This is a genomic window from Olsenella uli (genome assembly GCF_016900775.1).
Lineage (GTDB): Bacteria > Actinomycetota > Coriobacteriia > Coriobacteriales > Atopobiaceae > Thermophilibacter > Thermophilibacter uli_A.
Genome location: NZ_JACJKN010000001.1, coordinates 50,585 through 73,849 on the forward strand (window position 1 = coordinate 50,585; position 23,265 = coordinate 73,849).

19 protein-coding genes, 1 tRNA gene and 1 riboswitch are annotated in these 23,265 nt (G+C 68.4%); of the genes, 6 read left to right on the forward strand and 14 right to left on the reverse strand.

What is annotated here, in order from left to right; all coding sequences use genetic code 11:
* The first annotated feature begins 32 nt into the window (after positions 1-32).
* Positions 33-107: transfer RNA gene (locus H6A23_RS00300), tRNA-Gln, on the forward strand.
* A gap of 142 nt (positions 108-249) precedes the next feature.
* Here the strand turns inward: H6A23_RS00300 and H6A23_RS00305 are convergent.
* The 3 genes from H6A23_RS00305 to galE are packed head-to-tail and all read right to left on the reverse strand — an operon-like array spanning position 250 to position 3,320.
* Positions 250-1,170, reverse strand: a complete 921-nt coding sequence (locus tag H6A23_RS00305; protein WP_204830209.1) for a peptidoglycan-binding domain-containing protein — start codon at positions 1,168-1,170, stop codon at positions 250-252.
* Positions 1,171-1,205: 35 nt separating this feature from the next.
* The gene (locus H6A23_RS00310) at positions 1,206-2,249 is read right to left on the reverse strand and encodes a polyprenyl synthetase family protein (RefSeq protein ID WP_204830210.1); all 1,044 of its coding nucleotides are present in this window, start codon (positions 2,247-2,249) and stop codon (positions 1,206-1,208) included.
* Between the two features lie 15 nt (positions 2,250-2,264).
* Positions 2,265-3,320, reverse strand: a complete 1,056-nt coding sequence (gene galE, locus H6A23_RS00315; RefSeq protein WP_204830211.1) for a UDP-glucose 4-epimerase GalE — start codon at positions 3,318-3,320, stop codon at positions 2,265-2,267.
* A 380-nt stretch (positions 3,321-3,700) separates the two neighbouring features.
* Here galE and H6A23_RS00320 point away from each other — a divergent pair, with 380 nt between their 5' ends.
* Together H6A23_RS00320 and H6A23_RS00325 are read left to right on the forward strand one after the other, a co-directional pair.
* On the forward strand, positions 3,701-4,246 hold the full coding sequence (locus H6A23_RS00320) for a hypothetical protein (RefSeq protein WP_204830212.1): 546 nt from the start codon (positions 3,701-3,703) through the stop codon (positions 4,244-4,246).
* 58 nt (positions 4,247-4,304) lie between these two features.
* Positions 4,305-5,483, forward strand: coding sequence for an NAD(P)-dependent malic enzyme (locus tag H6A23_RS00325; protein ID WP_204830213.1), 1,179 nt, complete (start codon positions 4,305-4,307; stop codon positions 5,481-5,483).
* Between the two features lie 102 nt (positions 5,484-5,585).
* Here the strand turns inward: H6A23_RS00325 and H6A23_RS00330 are convergent, their stop codons facing one another.
* Complete coding sequence (locus tag H6A23_RS00330) at positions 5,586-6,614, reverse strand: hypothetical protein (RefSeq protein ID WP_204830214.1); 1,029 nt, start codon at positions 6,612-6,614, stop codon at positions 5,586-5,588.
* Positions 6,595-7,146, reverse strand: coding sequence for an RNA polymerase sigma factor (locus H6A23_RS00335; protein WP_204830215.1), 552 nt, complete (start codon positions 7,144-7,146; stop codon positions 6,595-6,597). The genes H6A23_RS00330 and H6A23_RS00335 overlap by 20 nt, the downstream gene beginning before the upstream one ends.
* A 75-nt stretch (positions 7,147-7,221) precedes the next feature.
* On the opposite strand from H6A23_RS00335, the gene H6A23_RS00340 reads away from it, so the two are divergent.
* The gene (locus tag H6A23_RS00340; RefSeq protein WP_204830216.1) at positions 7,222-7,398 is read left to right on the forward strand and encodes a hypothetical protein; all 177 of its coding nucleotides are present in this window, start codon (positions 7,222-7,224) and stop codon (positions 7,396-7,398) included.
* 31 nt (positions 7,399-7,429) lie between these two features.
* Here the strand turns inward: H6A23_RS00340 and H6A23_RS00345 are convergent, their stop codons facing one another.
* The 6 genes from H6A23_RS00345 to H6A23_RS00370 form a co-directional block, all read right to left on the reverse strand.
* Complete coding sequence (locus H6A23_RS00345) at positions 7,430-8,395, reverse strand: 3-hydroxyacyl-CoA dehydrogenase family protein (protein WP_204830217.1); 966 nt, start codon at positions 8,393-8,395, stop codon at positions 7,430-7,432.
* 249 nt (positions 8,396-8,644) lie between these two features.
* Positions 8,645-9,616 (reverse strand): DMT family transporter, encoded by a 972-nt coding sequence (locus H6A23_RS00350; protein ID WP_204830218.1) that lies wholly within the window; start codon positions 9,614-9,616, stop codon positions 8,645-8,647.
* 353 nt (positions 9,617-9,969) lie between these two features.
* Positions 9,970-13,719, reverse strand: coding sequence for a phosphoribosylformylglycinamidine synthase (locus H6A23_RS00355; RefSeq protein ID WP_204830219.1), 3,750 nt, complete (start codon positions 13,717-13,719; stop codon positions 9,970-9,972).
* Between the two features lie 105 nt (positions 13,720-13,824).
* Positions 13,825-14,616, reverse strand: coding sequence for an energy-coupling factor transporter transmembrane component T family protein (locus H6A23_RS00360; protein ID WP_204830220.1), 792 nt, complete (start codon positions 14,614-14,616; stop codon positions 13,825-13,827).
* A complete protein-coding gene (locus H6A23_RS11610) occupies positions 14,610-16,376 on the reverse strand; it encodes an ABC transporter ATP-binding protein (RefSeq protein WP_204830221.1) in 1,767 nt (588 codons plus the stop codon). Before H6A23_RS11610 ends, H6A23_RS00360 begins: the two co-directional genes overlap by 7 nt.
* A 15-nt stretch (positions 16,377-16,391) precedes the next feature.
* Entirely contained in the window at positions 16,392-16,967 is a 576-nt protein-coding gene (locus H6A23_RS00370; RefSeq protein WP_204830222.1) for an ECF transporter S component, read from the reverse strand.
* A 5-nt stretch (positions 16,968-16,972) separates the two neighbouring features.
* A riboswitch (FMN riboswitch) is annotated at positions 16,973-17,116 on the reverse strand.
* A gap of 95 nt (positions 17,117-17,211) precedes the next feature.
* Here H6A23_RS00370 and murB point away from each other — a divergent pair.
* Complete coding sequence (murB, locus tag H6A23_RS00375) at positions 17,212-18,126, forward strand: UDP-N-acetylmuramate dehydrogenase (protein WP_204830223.1); 915 nt, start codon at positions 17,212-17,214, stop codon at positions 18,124-18,126.
* A 128-nt stretch (positions 18,127-18,254) separates the two neighbouring features.
* Positions 18,255-19,361, forward strand: coding sequence for a hypothetical protein (locus tag H6A23_RS00380; protein ID WP_204830224.1), 1,107 nt, complete (start codon positions 18,255-18,257; stop codon positions 19,359-19,361).
* Positions 19,362-19,504: 143 nt separating this feature from the next.
* Here the strand turns inward: H6A23_RS00380 and H6A23_RS00385 are convergent, their stop codons facing one another.
* The 3 genes from H6A23_RS00385 to H6A23_RS00395 all read right to left on the reverse strand — a co-directional run bounded on the left by H6A23_RS00385 (position 19,505) and on the right by H6A23_RS00395 (position 23,109).
* Positions 19,505-20,869: a PFL family protein gene (locus H6A23_RS00385; RefSeq protein ID WP_204830225.1), complete on the reverse strand. Its 1,365-nt coding sequence runs from the start codon at positions 20,867-20,869 to the stop codon at positions 19,505-19,507.
* 213 nt (positions 20,870-21,082) lie between these two features.
* Positions 21,083-22,402, reverse strand: a complete 1,320-nt coding sequence (locus H6A23_RS11615; RefSeq protein WP_204830226.1) for a GHKL domain-containing protein — start codon at positions 22,400-22,402, stop codon at positions 21,083-21,085.
* The gene (locus tag H6A23_RS00395) at positions 22,399-23,109 is read right to left on the reverse strand and encodes a LytR/AlgR family response regulator transcription factor (RefSeq protein WP_075279360.1); all 711 of its coding nucleotides are present in this window, start codon (positions 23,107-23,109) and stop codon (positions 22,399-22,401) included. The genes H6A23_RS11615 and H6A23_RS00395 overlap by 4 nt, the downstream gene beginning before the upstream one ends.
* Positions 23,110-23,265: the final 156 nt, after the last annotated feature.

The window sequence follows — 23,265 nt, forward strand, 5'->3', positions numbered from 1 at the left end:
CGCTCCCGTTTCTTGGTACAATGCGCAGGCACAGGGGTATCGTCCAATGGTTAGGACAGTGGTTTTTGGTGCCATCAATGTGGGTTCGAATCCTACTACCCCTGCCAGACGTAGCGCGGCCCCGTCTCCGTTGGGAGGCGGGGCCGCTTTGCGATGGGGATGATGCGTGCCTCGGCTTTCTTTGTCCGCGGATGGCGCCCGCGCGTCACTCGTCGGCGGAGATGATGACAAACGCCCCTGGCACCTTTGTCAGGTGAGCTCGAGTCCGTCGAGGGCGGCGCAGATGGCGTCGAGGAGGATGACGGCGAAGGTCTGGGCGTCCCCCACCGTGAAGGCCGAGCTGCCAACGGGGAGCTCGATGCGCGCCGTGGGCGGCGTGGCGTGCGAGCTCTGGATCGCGGTGCGCAGGCGCGGAGGGAGCGTCTCAAAGTCATCGAGCATGACGTTCCCGACGCCGGACGCCACGTTCTCGGGCAGCGCGGAGGCGGAGAGGACGAGAAGGGCCTGAGCGTCGGGGCTTGCGGCCTCCGGTGCGCCAAGAAGGTCGATCCCGCAGGAGTCGATCGTCGCGTGCGCGAGGTTCCAGATGCGTCCCGCGACGTTGCGGGAGATCGGGTCCTCGGCGGTGATGGCGATGCGTGCGTTCTCGAGCACGCTGGCCGCGCGTGCGAAGCCCATGCCGCCCATCGGGTGGGGGCCGTCGGCGGGCTTGCCGGCCCAGACGTGACGGAGGCGCTCGATGGCGTCGAAGGTGTCGGGGAAGGCCATGCCGTCCGCAAGCACGCCGATGCTCTCCTGGAAGAGCTTCACCGCGGCCTCGGTGTGGACGCCGTAGGTGCCGTCGGGCTCGCCGCAGGAGAACCCGAGGATGTTGAGGCGCTCCTGGAGCTGACGGACGTCGTTGCCGTGAAAGTTGGGGAGGCGCAGGTAGAGGGTGCGGTCTCCGAGCTGGTAGCACTCGTCGACGAGCAGGGACCACGTTGCGGTGTCCACCTCGTCGCCGAGGGGGAGGCCGTGGTCGATGCGAAAGCGCGCGACGGCCGTGGAGGTCGAGGGCCCAAACGAGCTGTGCTCGCGCTCGACGGCGTCAATCGCATAGCCGAGCGACCCGAGCCGCTCCTGAATGTCCTCGACGGCGACACCCGCCGCACCTTGCCTGATAGCGTCCATCGCCTCTCCTCAAGCGAACACGGGATGGCGCGCGCCTAGCTCGCGCGCTCCACGAAAAAGTCTGACATAGAAAGCAGCAGGTCGCGAGCCTCAACCGTGATGTGACCCGCATCGGCGAGCCCGATGGCCATCTCCTTGGCGCGGCCCGCCATCTGCTCGGCGAGCATCCGGCAGTGCTCGATGCCGCCGCCCCGCTCGATGAGCTCGACGGCTCGCGCGAGCTCGGAGGCATTGGTGGCGGAGCTGCCGAGAAGCGCCACGAGCTCCTCTCGGTCGGCGCGCCCGAGGTGCTCGAGCGCCCACACCACGGCAAGCGTCCGCTTGCCCTCGGTGATGTCCGAGCGGAAGTCCTTCCCCTGGGCCTCGGCGTCTCCCACGAGGTTGAGCAGGTCGTCGGCGAGCTGGAAGGCCACGCCGGCGGTGAGCCCCAGGTCGAGCAGGCCGCGCGCGGCCTCGTCGGAGCCCCCGCCCACGATTGCGCCCACGTAGAGCGGGATGGCCGCCGAGTACCAGGCCGTCTTGCTCGTGACCATGTAGAGGTAGTCCTCCGAGGTCACGTCCCAGCGGCCGTCACGAACCCAGCCGAGGTCGAGCGCCTGGCCCTCGAGGGTGTGGCGCTCCATGCGGACGAGCTCGCCGAGCGCGCGGAGCTTTCGCTCCGCGGAGAGCGACTCGTCGCGCAGGACCACCTCGAAGACCTGGGTGAGCGCCAGGTCGCCGGCGTTTATCGCAAGGCCCTCGCCCTCCACGCGGTGGAGACACGGCTCGCCGCGGCGCAGCTCTCCCTCGTCGGCGATGTCGTCATGAATGAGGGCGGCGCTCTGGAAGAGCTCGACGGCAGCCGCGCACGAGAGCGCGTCCTCGGCGCGTCCCCCCACGGCCTCCGCGCCAAGCAGGCAGAGCACGGGGCGCACGCGCTTGCCGCCCGATGCGGTGAAGCGCGCGAGCGGCGCGTAGAGGTAGCGCGTCAGGTCCGCGGCGGCGGGCCCCTCGGTGAGGGGCGTCGCGGCGGCATCCGCGAGCGCGCGCTCAACGAGGGGAAGGCGCGCCTTTAGGTAGGTGACGAAGAGCTCTTCCATGGTTCTTCTCGCCGTCTAGCTCTCGTAGCCGTCGGGGTTGTGGGACTGCCAGTTCCAGGAGTCGCGGCACATGTCCTCGATGTTGAACTTGGCCTCCCAGCCCATCTCGGCCTTGGCCTTGGAGCAGTCGGCGTAGTTGGCCGTGACGTCGCCGGGGCGGCGCGGGTCCACCACGTAGGGGATCTCGTGCCCGCAGGCCTTGGAGAACGCCTTGATGATCTCGAGGACCGAGGTGCCCGTACCGGTGCCGAGGTTGAAGATCTCCACGCCCGTGCGGCCGTTCATCCAGGCGAGCGCCGCGGCGTGGCCGGAGGCGAGGTCGCAGACGTGGATGTAGTCGCGCACACCGGTGCCGTCGGGCGTGTCGTAGTCGTTGCCAAAGACGTGGACGGCATCGCGCTTGCCGATGGCGGTCTGCGCGACGTAGGGCACGAGGTTGTTGGGGATGCCCTTGGGGTCCTCGCCCATGAGGCCCGAGGGATGCGCGCCGATGGGGTTGAAGTAGCGCAGCAGCACGACGTTCCACTCCGGGTCTGCCGTGTGGAGGTCGGTGAGGATCTGCTCGATCATCCACTTGGTCCAGCCGTAGGGGTTGGTCGCGGGCTTCTTGGGGCTCTCCTCGGTGAGCGGCAGGCTGTCCGGGTCGCCGTAGACGGTGGCGGAGCTGGAGAAGATGATGGACTTGCAGCCGTGCTCGCGCATGACGTCCACGAGCGTGAGGGTGTTGCCGATGTTGTTGGAGTAGTACTCGATGGGCTTGTGGACGGACTCGCCCACGGCCTTGTAGCCCGCGAAGTGGATCACGCGGCTCGGGTGATGGGCGTCAAAGATCTTGGTGAGGGCGGCGCGGTCGTTGACGTCGGCCTCGTAGAAGGTGAGGTTGGCGGCGGCGTCCTCGCCGACGATGGTCTTGATGCGGTCCATGACCTTGGCGGAGGCGTTGGAGAGGTCGTCGACGATGACGACCTGATAGCCGCGCGTAAGCAGCTCGACGACGGTATGGCTGCCGATGAACCCGGCTCCGCCGGTGACGAGCACGCAGGTGTCCTGGGGCGCGATCTTCTCGCTCATGGAAGTCCTTTCGGTTGTGGTGGATACTTCCCCGTAGTTCCCCTAGTGCTAAGTATACGTCGGGCACGCGTCGGCCGGGAACGTTTCCGGCCGAGGGCGGCGCATTCTGCAAAAGTCTCCTTGGCGCGAAATTCGGGGCGCCCGCTGTGCAAAAGCCCCCTTGGTGCGAAGCGTTTTTGGGCGGAAAGGCGGTTTTGACGGGCATCAGGCGGCGCTGTTCCTGAGAAAGGCCAGTTGGCTACTTGGGGATGCCCGGAAATGCCTTCGCACCAAGGCGGTGATTGCGCGCGGAGCCGGCGCTATTTCGCACCAAGGGGACTTTTGCGCGGGCAATCCCTTGCGATAGGGTTGCTGTGTGGGCGAGGCGCCGGGGAGGGGATATGGGCGATGCAAGACAGAGCCTGCTGAACGCGCTTGCGGCGCGGGGGCTTCTTGTCGATGGTGGCGAGACGACCGTCTTTGGGCAGCCCTCCTGGAGGGAGGTGCCGGACGGGCGCGGCCCGCAGGCGCTCCTTGACGCGGCGCCGCTGCAGCGCCGCCTGGTTGAGTGCGCCCACGGAACCGCCCCGACGGGGGAGGACCTCTGCGCGGCATGGGTGGAGCGGGCGTTCTCCCGCCTGGGCATGGGTTATGTCTCGGGCGATGCGCGAGAGCTCTACGAGGGGTTCTGTCACATCACGGATACGGATGGCCTGCTCGTTGGGATGATTGTGGCCGTGGGCCGCCATCCCTACGGGGCGGGCGGCTGGGACCACGGCCACGTGGGTCTCTATGTGGGGGATGGCACGGTGATGGATTGCGCTGGCGGGCGCGTGCGCTCGGTGCCGCTTTCGCTGTGGCTCTCCGCATACGGCGTGGCGAGCGAGCCTCGATGGGGCTGGATTGGCGCGATGGCGCTGGCGGACGCGGGGCCGCAAAAGGACTAGACTTGCAACTGGTGTGAAACTGGCCGGCGGGGGCCGGCCCCGTGAGATAGGAGCTTCCATGGCCGAGGACGCCAAGCAGTACGCGCTCGACAAGCACAAGGAGTGGCAGGGCAAGATTGAGGTGATCACCCGCGCCCCGATCACCACGCCGGAGGAGCTGGCCGTTGCCTACACGCCGGGCGTCGCGGAGCCCTGCCTCAAGATCTCCGAGAACGTGGAGGACTCCTACACCTACACCCGCCGCGGCAACCTGGTGGCCGTGGTCACGGACGGCACCGCGGTGCTGGGCCTCGGCGACATCGGCCCCGAGGCGGGCATGCCGGTCATGGAGGGCAAGTGCGCCCTGTTCAAGACCTTCGCGGACGTGGACGCGTTCCCGCTGTGCGTCCGCTCCAAGGACGTGGACGAGATCGTGCGCACCGTGGAGCTCATCGCCGGCAGCTTTGGCGGCATCAACCTCGAGGACATCTCCGCCCCGCGCTGCTTTGAGATCGAGCGCCGCCTCAAGGAGTCCTGCGACATCCCTGTCTTCCACGACGACCAGCACGGCACCGCGGTCGTGACCTGCGCCGCGCTCATCAACGCGTGCCGCCTCACCGGGCGCGAGCTCGCCGACGTGCGCGTGGTCTTCTCCGGCGCCGGCGCCGCGGGCATCTCCATCGCCAAGCTCATGCAGCGCATGGGCGTGAAGGACGTCATCATCTGCGACCGCACGGGCGCCATCTACGAGGGCCGCGAGGGCCTGAACCCCGAGAAGGCCGAGATTGCCACCTGGACCAACCGCGAGGGCGTGGCCGGCAGCCTCGCCGACGCCGTGCGCGGCGCCGACGTCTTCGTGGGCGTGTCCGCGCCGGGCGTGCTCACCCAGGACATGGTCCGCACGATGGCCGCCGACCCGATTATCTTTGCCTGTGCGAACCCCGTGCCGGAGATCATGCCGGACGAGGCGCTGGCGGCAGGGGCCGCCGTGGCCGCCACGGGCCGCTCCGACTTCCCCAACCAGATTAACAACGTGCTCGCATTCCCGGGCATCTTCCGCGGCGCCCTCGACGTGCGCGCGTCCGACATCAACGACGACATGATGGAGGCCGCGGCCTACGCGATCGCCGGCCTCGTGGACGACGAGCACCGCGCCGCCGACTACATCATCCCCGGCGCCTTCGACGAGCGCGTGGCCCCCGCCGTGGCCGCCGCCGTGGCCGAGGCCGCCCGCAAGAGCGGGGTAGCCCGGCTCTAGGCGCAAAAGAATTTGGGGACGGGTTATTTCTCTCAGGAAAAGTGGGACAGGCCTCAGTGCAGGCCTGTCCCACTTTTCCTGAGAGAAATAACCCGTCCCCCTTTACCTTTCGGTGATGAGGTAGAGGCTCGGCGGGTTTTGCGTGAGCTCGGTGCGGCGGGCGTCGTCGCCGGCGAGGTAGGCCTCCCAGCCCTCTTCCAGGTAGTCGGCGTAGATTTGCGTGTAGCCCTCGCGCGGGGCAAACGAGTAGCGCTTGGTCTGCTCGCTGCCGTCGTCGAAGGTCGCAGTCATCACGAGCGTGGCCTTGGCGAGCTCTGCGGCAAAGAGCTCGGCGGCATAGAGCGCTACTTGGTTCGTGAGTTCGTTCCGGTAGCGCGTTTCCTCGTAATATCCGGTCACCCCTGGCGTGACATGCTCTCCGGTCTCCGGGTCGACGTTCAGCAGCTTGGCGATGAGCTCCCAGATCTCGCTTCCCTTCTCGAAGGGCACGTTGGCGTAGATGGCATAGTAGGTTGCGTTCCCCGAGATGCCGTCTAGGAGCCCCATGGTGTCCTGGCTGCCGTATTCGATTGTGAAGCCCTCCACCGTGCCGGCGCCCTCCGCGTCGGACTGGAACATCCAGAGGCCGGGGCGGGTGTAGATGTCGGCGCCGGCGAGGATGTTGTCGCCCTCGAGCCGGTACGTGAGGGTGTCCACGTTGTCGCCCGTGCACGCGAGGTTGAATTCGGTGCTCACCATCAAGAGCTCGCTCGCGCTGGTCGCTGGGTCTACGCCGCCGGACCAGTTGATGTAACCGCCGAACTTCTCGCCGAGCGCCAGGCGGGATCCGTCAGGCGTCCTCGTGCCCTCGGCGTAGGCGGTGAGCGCGAACCAGTTGCCCTCCTTGTCCGCCAGGCGGTTCATGAGGGCGCTCGCGCTGAGAAACGCCGCGACGCCGCCGGCCGCCACGGTGCCCATGCGTACGAAGGTCCTCCTCGTGACGCCCCGCCGCTCGCGACGCGGCCGCCGCGGGCCGCGGGCCCGCTCGCCCCTCTCGACCCGCATCTCGTCAATCACGGACTCGCGCACATCCTCGGGCAGCGTCACGCGGCGCGCCCGCATGCGAAACCTCTCAAACTGCTGGTTGCTCATGGCACTCTCCCTCCGAGGTGGGGTCAAGCATCTGTCGCATCCTCTTGCGCGCCCGATGCAGGCGGGTGCGCACCGTCGAGGGGGCGCATTCCACCACGCGGGCAATCTCATCGGTCGTGTACTCCTCCACGTAGTGGAGCAGCGCCACCACGCGGAGCTTCTCGGGCAGGGTCTGGAGCGCCTGCCATACCGGGTCGGCGCGCAGCTCCGCGAGGGCCGCGTCCTCCGTGCCCGCATCGGGCGACGCCAACTCGCCCCCGGCGTTCTCGGCGCTCTCCACGCGACGTCGCCAGGGCATGCGGTAGAGCTCGCGGCATCGGTTGACGGTCACGCGCAGAAGCCACGCGCGCAGGTGCTCGTCGCTCGTGAACGCGGTGCCGTCCGTGAGCAGCCGGCAGAAGACGTCCTGCGCCACGTCCTGGGCGTCATGCTCCGAGCGCGTCTGCGCGAGCGCCACGAGATAGACCGAGCTTCCATGCGCGGCCATCGCGTCCCTCATGAACTTCTCGCTGCGTGTCTTGGTTTTGTCCACGCTCGTCACCTCCTTGCCCAGTACATGCGCCAGCGTCGCATAATGTTCCCGTGCCGGCGGCGCGGGAGGGGAGAGATGGACGAGCAGAGCCAGGAATACCGGGCGTGCGGGCGCAAGAAGCGCTACGAGACGCGCATCGACGCGCGCAAGGCGGCCGAAAGGAGCTCGCGCCGCAAGGACGCGCCGAAGATCTTCGTCTATGAGTGCCCCTACTGCGGCGGCTGGCACCTCACGCACCACCGGCCGCGATAGCACGTCGCTGGCCCGCGTGCGAAGAGGGGCCCTAGAGCTTGCCGTGGAGCCTGAGGATCTCGATGATCATGTGGTCGCGATACTCCGCCAGGCCCTCGGGCGTGTTGCCGATCTCGGCCGGGCGAGCGGCGAGCTCCGCGTTCACGCCCTCCTGCGCGACCTGCGCGAACTCGGGCGGGAAGCGCTTCCAGTCGGCCATGTCGGCAAGCCAGAGGCTGATCGAGTCGTTGAGGTGGCTCATGAGGCCCGAGACGCCGCCCTTGCCGCCTCCCAGCTCGAAGACGAGCGACGGCCCCATGATGCCCCAGCGGATGCCGGGGCCGAAGGTCACGGCCTTGTCGGCGTCCTCGATGGTGCAGACGCCGGAGAGCACGAGGTTGGCGACCTCGCGATAGAGGGCCATCTGCAGGCGGTTGCAGATGAAGCCGAGCGCCTCCTTCTGCAGCACGACGGGCTCCATGCCCACCCGCGCGTAGAACTCCTTGGCGCACGACACGACGTCGTCGGAGGTGCGCTCGCCCTTGGTGATCTCCACGAGCGGGATGAGGTGGGGCGGGTTGTACGGATGGCCGCCGCAGAAGCGCTCGGGGTGGGCGGCGTCCTTGGCGATCTCGCTCACGAGCAGGCCGGAGGTGGAGCTGGCGACAATGGCGTCGGGCGCGGCGGCAGCCTCGATCGCGCGCACGAGCTCCCACTTCACCTCGTAGTGCTCGGCGGAGGACTCCTGGATGAACTGGGCGTTTCGCACCGCCTCCTCGATGGAGGTGGTGTAGTGGATGCGGCCGGCGATTGCGGCCGCCTGGGCCTCGTCGTAGACGCCGTTCTTCACGAGCGAGGCGAGCGAGTCCCGCACGCGCTCGCGCGCCAGGTTGCCGGACTCCTCGGTGCGGTTCTGCGCCCACACGTCGAGCCCCGCCATGGCAAACTTGAGCGCCCAGCTGCACCCGATGACTCCCGCGCCGATCGACGCGGCGACCTTGATGTCCTCCGCCCTCATCGTGCCTCCTTGACCGCAAGAAAAAAAGATGCCACTACCGTTCTATCACGCGGTGTGCGCCATGGCGCCCAGGGCGCCGTATGACCGGCGAGCGGCGCTTGAGGAGTGCGGGGGATGACGGTTGTCGGTGGTTTTGGCGGGTGGGGTAAGTACTACCTTTGAGATGGCAATTTTCTACCTGAGAGTTTGCTGGCCCTCAGAAGGGGGATGCCAGAGACCTCTCTTAAAAAGCCCCGACAATCGGCCAGGCTATGCGTCATGCCCCTTTTCTGGCCGGTTCACGATGACGATCCCCGCGCTTACGAGCACGAGTGCCGCCACGGCGACCGCCGGGCTCACCGCGCTGGTCTCGCCGAGAAGGACCGCGGAAAGCAGCACGCCAAAGACCGGGTTCATGAAGCCGAAGACGGCCACGCGCGAGACGGGGTTCGCGGCGAGCGCGAGCGACCAGAGCGAGTATGCCGCGGCGGAGATGAAGCCCAGATAAGCGAGAAGCGCCAGCGCGGGCAGCGGGTTTGCGGCGTCTGCCGGGGTCACGTGACCTCCGGCGGCCAGGCCCACGACGAGCATGACCGCCCCGCCGAGCACGAACTGCCAGCCGGAGAGCAGCACCGGGTCGTGTTCGCGCGAGAAGCGCTTGGCGAGGTTGCTTGACGTGGCGGCGGCGACGGTGGAGAGCAGCACCATGCCCTCGCCGGAGAGCGTGAAGCTGAGGCCGCCGGACTCGCCGGTGACGTTCACCAGCACCACGCCGGCAAAGCCAATGAGGCAGCCGAGTACCTTGCGGCCCGTGAGCCGCTCAAAGCGAAAGACGAGCGCGGCAAGCAGCACGCAGAGAAAGGAGTTGCTCGCCTCCAGGATGGAGCTCGTCACGCCCGCGCAGTTGGCGAGGCCCACGTAGAAGAGGACGTACTGCAGCACGGTCTGGAAGAGCGAGAGCGCGCCGATCGCGGGGAGGTCGCGCCGCTCGGGGACGAAGGCGCGGCGGGTCGCCAGGCTCACGCCGGCGACCACCATGAGGCCCGCGATGACAAAGCGCGTCCCTGCAAAGGCCAGAATTGAGGGCACGTCCGCGGCATCGATCCCAAACAGCCCGTAGCCGATCTTCACGCAGGGAAAGGCGGAGCCCCACAGAAAGCACGCCGCCAGGCAGGCCAGCACCACGCCGGGCAGGGTGGCTATGAAGGGGGTCTTCTGGGGATTGGCCGCTGCTTCGCTCACGTTCTTCTCGCTTCCTCCGCGCTTGTACCGCACGACATCCTAGCAGTAACGTCGAGCGCGGGGCGAGAAGAACGAGCCGCCCCTGTCGCGCGCTGCCCGCGGATGTTGCGGGAGCGGGGGTTATGGCAACGAGGCTCGATCGCCAACAGGGGGTCTCTTCCTGCCCGTTATAGAAAAAGGGGTTGTGGCAGCGGGATTTCTGCCACAACCCCAGATTCGGCAACGCCTCGGAAGCCGGCGCTGCCACGACTCCCATTTCCGCAGCGCGCGGGGCGCGACGGAGCGCGGCACGGATGCCGCGCCAGCAAAAGGCCGCCCCCTCGCAAGCGAGAAGGGCGGCCGATCGAGGCGGGCTACTCCGTGAAGTACGCCACGCCGCCCTCGATGAGCGGCTGGTACGCGTTGCCCGGCACGTTCTTGTAGAGCCCGGCGCCGGATCGCTCGGTGTGGCCCATCTTGCCGAGGACGCGGCCGTCCGGCGAGGTGATGCCCTCGATGGCAAGGATGGAGCCGTTGGGGTTCACATTGAGCGCCATGCCCGGAACGCCGGCCTCGTCCACGTACTGGGTGGCCACCTGGCCGGCGGCAACGAGCTGCTCGACCATCTCGTGCGAGGCCACGAAGCGGCCCTCGCCGTGGGAGATTGCGATGTTGTGGACGTCGCCGACCGCGCACTTGGAGAGCCAGGGGCTGAGCGTGGATGCCACGCGGGTGCGCACGAGGCGGCTCTGGTGGCGGCCGATGGTGTTGAACGTGAGGGTGGGGCAGGTGTCGTTCATCGGGCGGATGTCGCCGTAGGGCACGAGGCCCAGCTTCACGAGCGCCTGGAAGCCGTTGCAGATGCCGAGCATGAGGCCATCACGGGACTGCAGGAGCTCGCGCACGGCGTCAGTGACCTCGGGCGCGCGGAAGAACGCCGTGATGAACTTGGCGGAGCCGTCGGGCTCGTCGCCGCCGGAGAAGCCGCCGGGGATCATGACGATCTGCGACTCGCGGATGCGGCGCGCGAGCTCGCGGCTGCTCTCGGCCACGGCCTCGGGCGTGAGGTTGTTGACCACGAAGACGTCGGCCACGGCGCCGGCGCGCTCGAAGGCGCGGGCGGTGTCGTACTCGCAGTTGGTGCCCGGGAAGACGGGGATGACCACGCGCGGGCGCGCGATCTTCTCGCCTGCGTAGACGTGCGGGGCGGCGCAGGAGAAGGACACGGGCTCCACGACGGGCAGGGTCGCGGCCTCCTCGGCGGGCGTGCGATAGGGGAAGACGGACTCGATGCCGCCCTCCCAGGCCTCCTGGAGCGCGGAGAGGTCGATCTGCTCGTCGGCCGTCTCCAGGACGTAGCCCTCGACGGTGGTGCCGAGCGGCTCCACCACCACGTCGTCGGCCGCCTGCGCGAGGACGGCGTCGGCCTCCTCGGAGAGCTCCACCACAAAGCTGCCGTACATCGGCTCGAAGAGGGAGTCCACGTCGACGTCGTCCGCGAGCTCGAGGCCGATCTGGTTGCCCACGCACATCTTGAAGAGGGCCTCGGCGGTGCCGCCGTAGCCGGGCGTGTCGCATGCGAGCGCGGCGCCCGCGGCGGTGAGCGCCTCGACGAGCTCGAGGGCGTGCATGAGCGGGTCGAGCGCGGGGCGGTGGTCGTCGCCGTAGGCGGCGGGCGCGATGCGCACCACGCGGTGGCCGGCGGCCTTGAACTCGGGCGAGGTCACGCGGTCGACCGAGCCCGTGGCAACGGCGAAGGAGACGAGCGTGGGCGGCACGTCGAGGTCCTCGAAGGAGCCCGACATGGAGTCCTTGCCGCCGATGGCGCCGATGCCGAGGTCGGCCTGGGCCATAAGCGCCCCCAGCACCGCGGCGAGCGGCTTGCCCCAGCGCTCCGGGACGTCGCGCAGGCGCTCGAAGTACTCCTGGAAGCTGAGGTAGGCGCGCTCGTGCGCAAAGCCGGTGGCCACGAGGCGCGAGACGCTCTCCACGACGGAGAGGTAGGCGCCCGCGAACTGGTCCGCGCTCATGAGGTAGGGGTTGAAGCCCCAGGCCATGCCGGAGACCGTGGTGGTCTCGCCGCGCACGGGGAACTTGGCGACCATGGCCTTCGACGGCGTGAGCTGCGTCCTGCCGCCGAAGGGCATGAGCACGGTGCCGGCGCCGATGGTGGAGTCGAAGCGCTCGGAGAGGCCCTTGTTGGAGCAGACGTTGAGGTCGGTCACAAGCGCGCGCAGGCGCTCCTCGAGGTTGGCGCCGCCCCAGCTGGGCTGCCAGACGCTCGGCGCCTCGACGTGCGCCGTCTGGTGCTTGGGCGCGCCGTTGCTGGCGAGGAACTCGCGGGAGAGGTCGACGATGACGTCGCCCATCCAGGCCATGCGCACGCGCTTCTCGTGCGTGACCTCGGCGATGACAGTGGCCTCGAGGTTCTCCTCGCGGGCGTAGTCCATGAACTCGTCCACGTCGTCCTCGGCCACGGCCACGGCCATGCGCTCCTGGGACTCGGAGATCGCGAGCTCGGTGCCGTCGAGGCCCTCGTACTTCTTGGTGACCTGGTCGAGGTCGATGTAGAGGCCGTCGGCCAGCTCGCCCACGGCCACGCTCACGCCGCCCGCGCCGAAGTCGTTGCAGCGCTTAATGAGGCGGCACGCGTCGCCGCGGCGGAAGAGGCGCTGGAGCTTGCGCTCCATGGGCGCGTTGCCCTTCTGGACCTCGGCGCCGTCCTTCTCGATGGACTCCACGTTGTGGGCCTTGGAGCTGCCGGTGGCGCCGCCGATGCCGTCGCGGCCGGTGCGCCCGCCCAGGAGGATGATCTTGTCGCCGGGCTGCGGCTCCTCGCGGCGCACGTGGGAGGCGGGGGTGGCGCCCACCACGGCGCCGACCTCCATGCGCTTGGCCACATATCCCGGGTGGTAGAGCTCGCTGACCTGCCCCGTGGCCAGGCCGATCTGGTTGCCGTAGGAGGAGTAGCCGGCCGCGGCGGTGGTGACGAGCTTGCGCTGCGGGAGCTTGCCCGCCATGGTCTGCGACACGGGCACGGTGGGGTCGGCCGCTCCGGTCACGCGCATGGCCTGGTAGACATAGCTGCGGCCGGAGAGCGGGTCGCGGATGGCGCCGCCGATGCAGGTGGCCGCGCCGCCGAAGGGCTCGATCTCGGTGGGGTGGTTGTGGGTCTCGTTCTTGAAGAGGAAGAGCCAGTCCTGGTCCTCACCGTCCACGTCCACGGTGACCTTGACGGTGCAGGCGTTGATTTCCTCGGACTCGTCGAGGCCGGTGAGCTGGCCCGTGTGCGTGAGCCACTTGGCGCCGATCGTGCCCATGTCCATGAGGGTCACGGGGCGCTCGTCGCGGCCGAGCTCGTGGCGCATCGCCAGGTAGCGGTCAAAGGCCTCCTGCACCGTGGCGTCGTCGATCTGGACGTCGGTGAGCACGGTGCCGAAGGTGGTGTGGCGGCAGTGGTCGGACCAGTAGGTGTCGATGACGCGGATCTCCGTGATGGAGGGGTCGCGGCCCTCGCCGCGGAAGTACTCCTGGCAGAAGGCGATGTCGGCCGCGTCCATGGCGAGGCCCCGCTCGGCGATGAAGGCGGCAAGGCCGGCCTCGTCGAGCTCGCGGAAGCCCTCGAGCACCTCCACGGGCGCAGGGTCGGGGATTTCCGTCGCAAGGGTGGCGGGCTTCTCGAGGGAGGCCAGGCGCGCCTCGACGGGGTTCACCACGTAGTGCTTCACGGCGTCCACGTCCGCCTCGGAGAGCGCGCCCTCGAGCACGTAGACGGTCGCGGAGCGCACGAGCGGCCGCTCGCCCTGGCTGATGAGCTGGACGCACTCGCTCGCGGAGTCGGCGCGCTGGTCAAACTGGCCGGGGAGAAACTCCACGGCAAAGACCGCGGCGCCTGCCGCCACCTCGGGCATCTCCTCGGTGGCGACGTCGGTCTGCGGCTCCGAGAAGACCGTGGGCACGCAGGACGCAAAGAGCTCGGGCGTGATGCCCTCGACGTCGTAGCGGTTGATGAGCCTGAGGCCGGTGAGCGACTCGATGCCAAGGAGCGTCTTGAGCTCGCGCTCGAGCGCCCTGGCCTCCCCGTCAAACCCCGGCTTCTTCTCCACGTAGATGCGAGAGACCATGCGCTGCTACCTCCTGCTGTCGAGGGCCCGTTCCCTAACGTCCCATTCTACGGCAAAGCGGCGCGGCGGCGGGGCTGGCGCGCGGGTGCGCGCGGTGGCGAGGCGCTAGGCGAGAAGGACGAGCGCGGCGAGAAGGGCGACGGTGACGAGCGCGGCCACGAGCTCCCTGCCGCCGAGGCGCTGCTCGTGGAGGTGCGTGCGGCCCTCTCCGCCCTCGTAGCAGCGTGCGTCGAGCGCGCGGGAGAGGCCGTCGGCGTGGCGAAGGCCGCTCGCGAGCAGGGCCACCACCACGGGCACGATGGAGCGCACCCGCTGGACGGGCCCGCCCTCGTCGAAGGCGCCGCCGCGCAGCGACTGGGCGTCGATGATGGCGGAGGCCTCGTCGGCGAGCGTGGGGATGAAGCGCATCATGAGCGAGAAGACCATGGCGATCTCGTGTCCGGGCAGGCCGAGGCGCGAGAGCGGGGAGAGCATGCGGTCGAAGGCGTCCGCGAGCTGCGTGGGCGTGGTCGTGAGCATGATGAGCGAGCCCGTCACGAGCGCGAGCGCAAAGCGCGCGGTGTAGAGCGCCGCCGCGGCCACGCCGCCCGAGGTGACGGAGACGGGACCGAGCGCGGCGACGACGTCTCCCGTGCGCACGAAGAGCAGGTTGAAGAGCGAGAGCACGGCGAGAAACACCACGAGGGGCCGGACCGACGCGAGGACGCGCCCCGCCGGGACGCGCGCCAGCGCGAGCACGGCGGCGACAAAGACGACGGCGGCGCAGAGCTGGGCGGCGTTCAACACGCAGAAGATGCCCACGAGCGCCGCGAGCGCGCAGACGAGCTTGACCCGCGCGTCGAGCCGGTGGATGGGGGAGGGGGCCGCGTAGTACTGCCCGACCGTTATTCTCAGCATCTCCCCTCCCGTGCAACGGGGACGGGCGCTTTTGCACGCTCCGCGCAGGAGCGAATCGCGGCGACGAGCTCGTCGGTGGTGAGGGGGTCGCCGAGCGGGGGCCAGCCGCGGTCCTCAAGCGCGCGCGCCACGCGCAGGGAGCGCGGGATACCGAGGCCGCCTGCGCTGAGTTGCTGCTCGTTCGAGCGCGAGAAGACCTCGCGGGGGGCGCCGATGGCAACGAGGCGCGACTGGTCGAGCGCGATCACGCGGTCGGAGCGCGCGGCGTCCTCCATCGAGTGCGTGACCTGCACGAGGGTGATGCCGCGCTCGAGCAGGCGGGAGAGCACGCGGCGCAGCATGGCGCGGCCGCGCGGGTCGAGCCCCGCCGTGGGCTCGTCGAGCACGAGGATCTGCGGCTCCATGGCGAGGATGCCGGCGAGCGCGCAGAGCCGCCGCTGCCCGCCGGAGAGCGTGAAGGGGGAGTCCGCGCGGCGGGCGGCGAGGCCCACGGTCTCGAGCGCGCGGGAGACGCGCCGCTCGATCTCGTCCGCGGGGAGCTTGAGGTTTCTGGGCCCAAACGCCACGTCCTTCTCGACCGTCTCAGCGAAGAGCTGGCGCTCGGGGTGCTGCATCACGTAGCCGACGGCGCGCTTGGCCGCCTTGCGGCCGCGCCGGGAGGACGTGCTGGACCCCGCGATGACGACGTGCCCCTCGTCTGGCGTCTCCAGGCCGCAGAGCAGTCTGAGCAGCGTGGACTTGCCCGAGCCGGTCTGCCCGATAATTGCCGTCGAGGACCCCGCGGGAACCTCAAACGAGACGTCCTCGAGCGCCCGCGCGCCGCGCCCATACGAGAAGGACGCGTGCTCGACCTGCAAAATGGGGACAGTCCCCAATTCGCATACTTTTTTGATGCCCGGTCTCGCCGATATCAAAGTATTGTGAGAATCGGGGACTGTCCCCAACTCACGGAGGAGACGCTGCTCGTCGCAGGTCCAGGGGAGGGCGAGGCGCTGGGAGAGGCGGGCGGCGAAGGGCACCTCAAGGCCCAGCTCGGCAAGCTTGGGCCCGTGGGCGAAGACCTCCTCGGGCGCACCCTCAAGCACGATGCGGCCACGGTCCATGACGAGCACGCGGTCGGCCTCGAGCGCCTCCTCCATGAAGTGCGTCACGTGCACGAGCGTGGTGCCCGCCGCGGCGAGCCGGCCCATCACGCGCAGGATCGCCGCGCGCCCGCGCACGTCGAGGAGCGACCCGGGCTCGTCAAGCACGAGCACGGCGGGCTCCATCGCAAGGGCGCCGGCGATGCACACGCGCTGCCGCTGGCCGCCCGAGAGGCGCGCCGGGTCGGCCCCGGCATAGCCCTCCATCGCAACGCGGCGCAGCTCGCGGGCCACGCGCGCGGCGATCTCCTCGCGCGGCAGGCCGAGGTTCTCGGGCCCGAAGGCCACGTCGTCCTCAACCACGCTCGTGACGATCTGGTCGTCCGGGTTCTGGAACACCAGGCCGAGCGAGCGCCGGGCGCGCCGGTACGCCTTGAGGTCCGGCGCGCCGTCCGCGTACACGCGCTCGCCCGCGAGCTCGACCACGCCCTCGTCGGGGGCGAGCAGCCCGCAGATCACCGAGGCGAGCGTCGACTTGCCCGAGCCGTTGGCGCCGAGCACGCAGACCCGCTCGCCGCGCGCCACCTCGAGGGAGACGTCGTCGAGCGCGCGCACGCCCCCGTCGTAGATGAGGGTCACGTGAGAGAGCCTCACGGGCGGCTGGGCGGCGGGCGTCACGTCCTTCTCGCCAGCCTAGCGCGAGACGATCTGCGCGACGGGCTTCTGGATGAGCGCCGTCACCGCGCAGTTGATGACGATCTTGAGGCCGTTGAAGGGCAGCAGGATGGGCACGATCATCGCGATGACGTCGGCCGTGGAGACCGCCGTGTAGAGCGGCGTCACGATGATGTTGCCCACGATGCAGGCCGCGAGGGACACGATGGCGCCCACGACCATGCCGGCGACGAGCCCGCGCGCGCCGCCCACGCGCCGGGCGATGAGGGCGGCGGGCACGCAGAGCGCCACGCCGGCGACGATCGCCATGAGGTGGCCCCACACGTTGAACGAGAAGAGGGTCTTGAGCACCCACGGCAGGATGACGACGATGGCGCCGGTGCTCGGCCCAAAGGCGAGCGCGGCGACAAACGCCACGATGCCCGAGGGGTCGTACATGAGCCACGGCGCGGGCGGGAAGATGGGCACCTCCACGAAGGTGAGGACAAACGCCAGCGCGCAGAAGAGCGCCGTCGTGGCGATGCGCCGGGTGGACCAGGGCCCGCCCGCGGTGGTGGAGTGGGTGTCGTGAGAGACGTGCGTGGAAGCAGCCATGATGGCCTCCGTTTCTTCCATCCGGACTGTAACCGTTGGTCCCGGACTCTCACCGGGTCAGCCGCCTTTTTCGCGGGTCGCGGACTTCGGGCCGGCCCATGCCGCCCGTTACCGCCAGTGGGGAGTTTCGCCCCGCCCTGAAACTGTCAGCGCGAGTGTAGCACTTATCGGCCCGCCGCGCGCTGCTATACTCAAGAAGTTGCCCATCCTGCCGTCTCCACTGAAGGGAAGCGTGTGGCAGAGCATGTCTGAGAGCGATCAGCCCCTCGCGTGGAAGCTCCGCTCCATCGTCGGCGAGGAGAACGTCCTGGCCGACGAGCCCATGAGCGAGCACGCCACGTTCAAGGTCGGCGGCCCGGCCGACCTCTTCGTCACGCCGGAGGATCCCGACGAGGTGCGCGAGGTGCTTCTCGCCTGCGACGAGGCAGGGGTCCCGCGCTTTGTCATGGGGCGCGGCTCCGACCTCCTGGTCTCCGACGAGGGCTATCGCGGCGTGATCGTCTCTCTGGCGGAGGGCCTCGTGGGCGTCTCCGTGGACGGCGCCGAGATGACCTGCCAGGCGGGCGTGGACCTGCGCGAGGCCTCCGAGATGGCCTGCGAGCTGGGGCTCTCCGGCCTTGAGTTTGCCTGCGGGATCCCGGGATCGATCGGCGGCGCCTGCTTCATGAACGCGGGCGCCTACGGCGGGTGCGTGGCCGACGTGCTCAAGAGCGTGCGCGTCCTCCTGCCGGATGGCTCGCAGGAGACGATCGGCGTGGACGACCTGGATCTGGGCTACCGGCGCAGCCGCGTTGCCTCGGACGGGCTCGTGGTGCTCTCGGCCACGTTTGCCCTCGAGAAGGGCGACCCGGAGAAGATCCGCGCCACGATGGACGACCTCATGCGCTGCCGCGAGGAGAAGCAGCCGCTGGAGATGGCGAGCGCGGGAAGCACGTTCAAGCGCCCGGAGGGCCACTTCGCGGGAAAGCTCATCATGGACGCCGGGCTGCAGGGCTACCGCGTGGGCGGGGCCGAGGTCTCCCGCAAGCACGCGGGCTTCGTGGTGAACACCGGCGGCGCCACGGCGGCGGACGTCCATGCGGTGATCGAGCACGTGCAGGATGAGGTCGAGCGCCAGTTTGGCGTGCGCCTGGAGCCGGAGGTTCGCTTCCTGGGGTAGTGCGCCGCTTGCGCGTTCTTCTCGGCAGAAATCTCGCACCTAGTTTCTCTTGTACAAAGTAATAGTTTGCTATTACAGTGTTATAGGGACAAATAAGTGACTAGGTGCGAGATTGCAAGGGGGGCGCCATGTACGCCTTCGTGAGCCATGAGTCCGCGTGCGACGTCCTGCGCCTGGTCGGCGACGCTCCCCGCTGGCCGGCATCGGCCCGTCCGCTGCCGTCGGCCAAGGACTGCGTATCGGGCCAGCGGGACTTCAAGAAGTGCCGCCTCGGCGAGCGTCTGAGCTCGCTCGGGCTGTCCGCGCCTCCCGTTGACCTTATCGTCCCCGCCAAGGGCTCGCGCAGCAGCGGAAGCCTTGTCCGCGCCCACGCGTGGAACGGGGCTGTTCCGTCGCGTTCGATGCTTGGTCTGGGCGACGGCCTGTTGGTCAGTGGCCCGGAGCTCGTTGTAATCCAGCTCTGCTCTGCCCAGGGCAAGCTCGACGCGCTGCTGGATGCCCACGCGAGCGCCGTTCGTGCCGAGGTGGAGCTTGCGGCGGAGCTGGGTCTTGAGGAGCGGCCCGCCATTGACCACCCCTTCAAGTGGGAGCACATCCGTCGGCTCATTGCCGCAACGGTGATTGCTTGCGAGTTCGCGGGCACATATCGGCTCCCCGCAGGCGAGAAGAACGTCAGCTATCGGGCTCCGCGCCTCATGAGCGCGGTAAGCCTAGAGTCAGCAATAGCCGAGGTGGGGGAGACGCCGGGCACGCGCCGCGCGACGCGCGTCTGCGGCCTCATGCTTGAGGGCTCCGCCTCCCCCATGGAGACCGTCCTTGGCCTCATGCTCACGCTTCCGGTGGAGTACGGTGGCTTTGGGATTGAGATGCCGCAGCTCAACCGCCCTCTTGACGTGTCCTCGTGCCGTGGGGAGCTGGCGGACCGCGATGTGGTGACGCCGGACTTTCTCTGGCCGGAAAGGCACGTTGCCATCGAGTACGACAGCGACGAGTTCCATGCGGCGCGCGGTGCGGGTCAGTCCGCACGAGACGCCGCCAGGGCAAACATCCTGACGGCGCTGGGATATCGGGTGTTCCGCGTGACCTCGCGGGTGGTGAGGGCGCCCGAGAGCGTGGCGCTTCTCGCCCGCCAGGTTGCCCATGCGCTGGGCGTTGAGCTTGAGCCGACAACTCCGCTGCAGGATCTCCGGAGAAGAAAGCTCTATCTGGAACTGATGCCTCGGGCTCGGGCGTAGCGCCGTCCCGAGGTTCTTCTCGCCAGGAACCTCGCACCTAGTGTCTCTTATACAAAGTATTACTTTAGTTTCATCATGAAATAGAATCAAAAGAGAGACTAGGTGCGAAGTTCTGGGCGAGAAGAACCGCGCGGCCCCAGACGTTAGTTCTTGAGCGAGTTGAGCGGGGCGGGGAAGCGGCCGCCGCGGTGCGCGAAGACCGACCCCGCGAACTGGTTGACCGGCATGACCGGCGCGGAGCCGAAGAGGCCGCCAAACTCGAGCATGTCGCCCTCCGCCTGTCCGATGGCCGGGATGAGGCGCACCGCCGTGGTCTTGGTGTTGATGACGCCAATGGCCATCTCGTCGGCGATGATGCCGGCGATGGCCTCCACGGAGGTGTCGCCGGGGACGGCGATCATGTCCAGGCCCACGGAGCACACGCAGGTCATGGCCTCGAGCTTCTCCAGGCTGAGCGCGCCGTCGACGGCCGCGCGGATCATGCCCGCGTCCTCGGAGACGGGGATGAAGGCGCCCGAGAGGCCGCCCACGCTGGAGGAGGCCATGACGCCGCCCTTCTTGACGGCGTCGTTCAAGAGCGCGAGCGCGCAGGTGGTGCCGGGGCCGCCGCACTCGCCCACGCCGATGATCTCCAGAATCTTGGCCACGGAGTCGCCGGCCGCCGGCGTCGGCGCGAGCGACAGGTCCACAATGCCCTTCTCCACGCCCAGGCGGCGGCTGGCCTCGCGGCTCATGAGCTCGCCGGCGCGCGTGATCTTGAATGCGGTCTGCTTGATCTTCTCGGCCACGTCCATGAGGCTTGCGGACGCGGGCAGCTGCGCCAGCGCGGCGGCCATGACGCCCGGGCCGGAGACGCCCACGTTGATGACGGCGTCCGCCTCGCCGGAGCCATGGACGGCGCCCGCCATGAACGGCGAGTCCTCCACCATGTTGGCAAACACGACGAACTTGGCGGCGCCGTAGCAGTCGATGTCCTGCGTGCGGCGCGCGCACTCGAGGATGGTCTCGGCCGAGAGCAGCACGGCGTCCATGTTGATGCCGGCGCGCGTGGAGGCGATGTTGAGGGAGGAGCAGACGCGCTCGGTGGTGGCCAGCGCCTCGGGGACGCTCGCGATGAGGCGGCGGTCGGCGTTGCCCATGCCCTTCTGCACGAGCGCGGAGAAGCCGCCCATGAAGTCGATCCCGAGCGTCTCGGCCGCGCGGTCCATGGCGTGCGCGAGCGGGGAGAGGTCCTCGTCGGCGCAGCCGGCCGCGATCTGCGCGATCGGCGTCACGGAGACGCGCTTGTTGGCGATGGGGATGCCGTACTCGGCCTCCAGGTCGTCGGCGGTCTCCACGAGGTGCTCGGCCGTGCGCGTGATGCGGTCGTAGACCTTGTCGCACATGCGGCCCATGTCCTCGTCGGCGCAGCCGGCGAGCGAGATGCCCATCGTGATGGTACGGAGGTCGAGGTTCTGCTCGGAGACCATCGAGAGGGTCTCGGCTACTTCCTGCGGGGTGATGTCCACGGCGGGCCTTTCTCGTGCGGGTTTCTGCAACGTTCGATTATACGTGAGCGCGGGGGTTCGACGCTGCTGGCGCCCCCTGGCGAGTGACAGGTTTCAAACGGACAGCGGCTGTTTTGGGCCCCCGTCCGTCCAAAACGCGTCGCTCAGCAGACCTGACAAAGGTGTCCGGGCAGTTTGTCAGGTTTTTCATGACAAACTGCCCGGACACCTTTGTCAGGTCTGCGGGCGGGCGAGAAGAACGTTGAGGTAGAAGACGCCATCCTGGATGCCGGCGTGGAGGGCGCCGTCGTAGCGTTCGGCGATCTGGCGCATGGAGCGCACGCCAAAGCCGTGGTTCATGCCGTCGGCCTTGGTGGTGAGCGGCAGCCCGTCCGTCGAGAAGCGGGGCGACTCGGGGCAGTAGTTCTCCACGCTCACGCCCACCATGGCGCCGCGGCGCTGGACGGAGAGCGTGATGGCGCGCCGCTCGGGGTCGGGGAGGTCGCGTACCGCCTCGATGGAGTTGTCGAGCGCGTTGCCAAAGAGGGAGTAGATGTCCGCCGGCGCCATGAAGTCGAGCGCGGCGCCCTCCGCCATCACGGTGAGCACGATCCCGCGGCTGGAGCACGCGAGGCTCTTCTCCGTGAGGATGGTGTCCAGGGCCTCGTTGCCCGTTTCCACCACCGAGTCATAGACGTCGACCTCGCGGGCAATGTCGGCGAGCACGGCGCCGTCCACCACGGCGCCGCTGTCCGCGAGATGGCGGATCTGATGCTTGATGTCGTGGCACTTGATGTTGATGGCCTCGATGTTCTCGCGGCTGAGGCGGTACTGGCGCTCGCGCTCGGCGAGCAGCCTTTCGGTCTCGGCCCGCTCGATGTCCGCGTGCTTGGCGTAGAGCAGCTCGTACTCCGCCACGAGCACGAAGACGCAGACCATGGGATGCACAAAGCGCAGCATCACAAGAAGGCTGAAGAGCGCGCCCTTGAGCGCGAGCGCCTTGATGATGACGTCAAAGCCAATGACCACGATGACCACCACCGCGAGCATCGAGAGCATCATCCGGTTCTCCACCTCGATGAGCCCCTTGACGTTGACCCTCCTGACCAGGAGGTAGTAGCCCGCGGCGTAGACCACGGCGGGCACGCCAAGCGTGACCAGGACGTCGGGGAGCCCCTCCAAGGAAGCGTTGGCGTGGTGCGTGACGAGCATCTGGATCAAGATCTGCAGGCCGCTCGCAATGTTCTGCAGCGTGTAGCCCGCCGTGGCGCAGAACAGCGCGGTCCATGGTCGCACGTCAAAGACAAAGAGGATGAGCAGCACAAAGACGGCGAGCGCAACGCTGAAGACCGTGAACGCCTGGGACGTGTCGAGCCCGGTCACGGCCCCCGTCGCCAGCGGCACGACCGCAATGGCGAGAAGAACGGCGAGCACGAGGGCGCCCCTGAGCACGTGGTGCGGGCGGCGGGGGAGCCGGCAGCACAGCAGCGTCACGGGAACGAGCAGCTGGACGAGGGGCTCGAGGGACCACCAGGTGTCGAGGAACTCCCTCACCGGTGGCCGCCCAGGTAGTCCGTCACCGCGTCCATGACCTCGCGCTTGCGCGTGCGCGAGACGTGCAGCTGCTCGCCGGTGACCATCTGGAGTGCCGAAGGGCGGATGAACGAGATCTTGTCCATGTTGGCGAGGCAGCTCTTTGCCACGCGGATCACCGGCGCGCCCGAGAGGTCCTCCTCGACCTGCCCGAGCGTTCCGCGCGTCTCAAGCTGCTCGCCGCTCTCCAGGTGGTAGGTGAGCTTGTGGCCGTTGACCTCTATGTAGACGATTGACGAGAAGGGCACCACGCGCACGCCCTCCTCGGTGGGTACCATGACGGAGCGCCCGGAGTTCTGCTTGATGACGCGCAGGGCACGGTCCAGGTTCATGGAGAGGTTGCCCCAGGTGACGGGCTTCACGATGAAGCCCATGGCGCCGACCTCGTAGCCCTTCACGGCGTACTTGGCGAGGTTGGTGACAAAGATGATGGGCGTGGTCTCGTCGTAGACGCGCATGAGCTGCGCCGCCTCCATGCCGCTGATGCCCGGAAGATCAATGTCCAGGAGAATGAGGTCGTAGCGGCCCTTGTCAGAGAGCATCTCCATGGCCGACTTGATCCACGTGATATGAAAGGCCTCGCCATGGGCGTCCCCATAGCGCCGCAGATAGTCAGACAGGCGCTGAGCCTCGCTCGGCTCGTCTTCCACAACGAGTGCGCGATACATCTGTTTTCCCTCCCTGGGCCTGGTCGGAGCCAAACCCATCCCCGGTAAAAGGGTACAACATGACGTTTACCGGCGGAACGGAACCGCTTACCGGCGTTAAATGCCTGACCGTGTCACCGTTTGGCGGATTTGCGTGACGGATGTGCCACGAAAAAT

What these genes read in the sequence shown, in the direction of transcription:
- H6A23_RS00355 (WP_204830219.1), bottom strand. Translation starts at nt 13,719, where the DNA reads ATGGTCTCTCGCATCTACGTGGAGAAGAAGCCGGGGTTTGACGGGGAG.
- H6A23_RS00380 (WP_204830224.1), top strand. Translation starts at nt 18,255, where the DNA reads ATGTACGCCTTCGTGAGCCATGAGTCCGCGTGCGACGTCCTGCGCCTG.
- H6A23_RS00395 (WP_075279360.1), bottom strand. Translation starts at nt 23,109, where the DNA reads ATGTATCGCGCACTCGTTGTGGAAGACGAGCCGAGCGAGGCTCAGCGC.
- H6A23_RS00310 (WP_204830210.1), bottom strand. Translation starts at nt 2,249, where the DNA reads ATGGAAGAGCTCTTCGTCACCTACCTAAAGGCGCGCCTTCCCCTCGTT.
- H6A23_RS00340 (WP_204830216.1), top strand. Translation starts at nt 7,222, where the DNA reads ATGGACGAGCAGAGCCAGGAATACCGGGCGTGCGGGCGCAAGAAGCGC.
- H6A23_RS00330 (WP_204830214.1), bottom strand. Translation starts at nt 6,614, where the DNA reads ATGAGCAACCAGCAGTTTGAGAGGTTTCGCATGCGGGCGCGCCGCGTG.
- H6A23_RS00325 (WP_204830213.1), top strand. Translation starts at nt 4,305, where the DNA reads ATGGCCGAGGACGCCAAGCAGTACGCGCTCGACAAGCACAAGGAGTGG.
- H6A23_RS00370 (WP_204830222.1), bottom strand. Translation starts at nt 16,967, where the DNA reads ATGGCTGCTTCCACGCACGTCTCTCACGACACCCACTCCACCACCGCG.
- H6A23_RS00360 (WP_204830220.1), bottom strand. Translation starts at nt 14,616, where the DNA reads ATGCTGAGAATAACGGTCGGGCAGTACTACGCGGCCCCCTCCCCCATC.
- murB (WP_204830223.1), top strand. Translation starts at nt 17,212, where the DNA reads ATGTCTGAGAGCGATCAGCCCCTCGCGTGGAAGCTCCGCTCCATCGTC.
- H6A23_RS00320 (WP_204830212.1), top strand. Translation starts at nt 3,701, where the DNA reads ATGGGCGATGCAAGACAGAGCCTGCTGAACGCGCTTGCGGCGCGGGGG.
- galE (WP_204830211.1), bottom strand. Translation starts at nt 3,320, where the DNA reads ATGAGCGAGAAGATCGCGCCCCAGGACACCTGCGTGCTCGTCACCGGC.
- H6A23_RS00345 (WP_204830217.1), bottom strand. Translation starts at nt 8,395, where the DNA reads ATGAGGGCGGAGGACATCAAGGTCGCCGCGTCGATCGGCGCGGGAGTC.
- H6A23_RS00305 (WP_204830209.1), bottom strand. Translation starts at nt 1,170, where the DNA reads ATGGACGCTATCAGGCAAGGTGCGGCGGGTGTCGCCGTCGAGGACATT.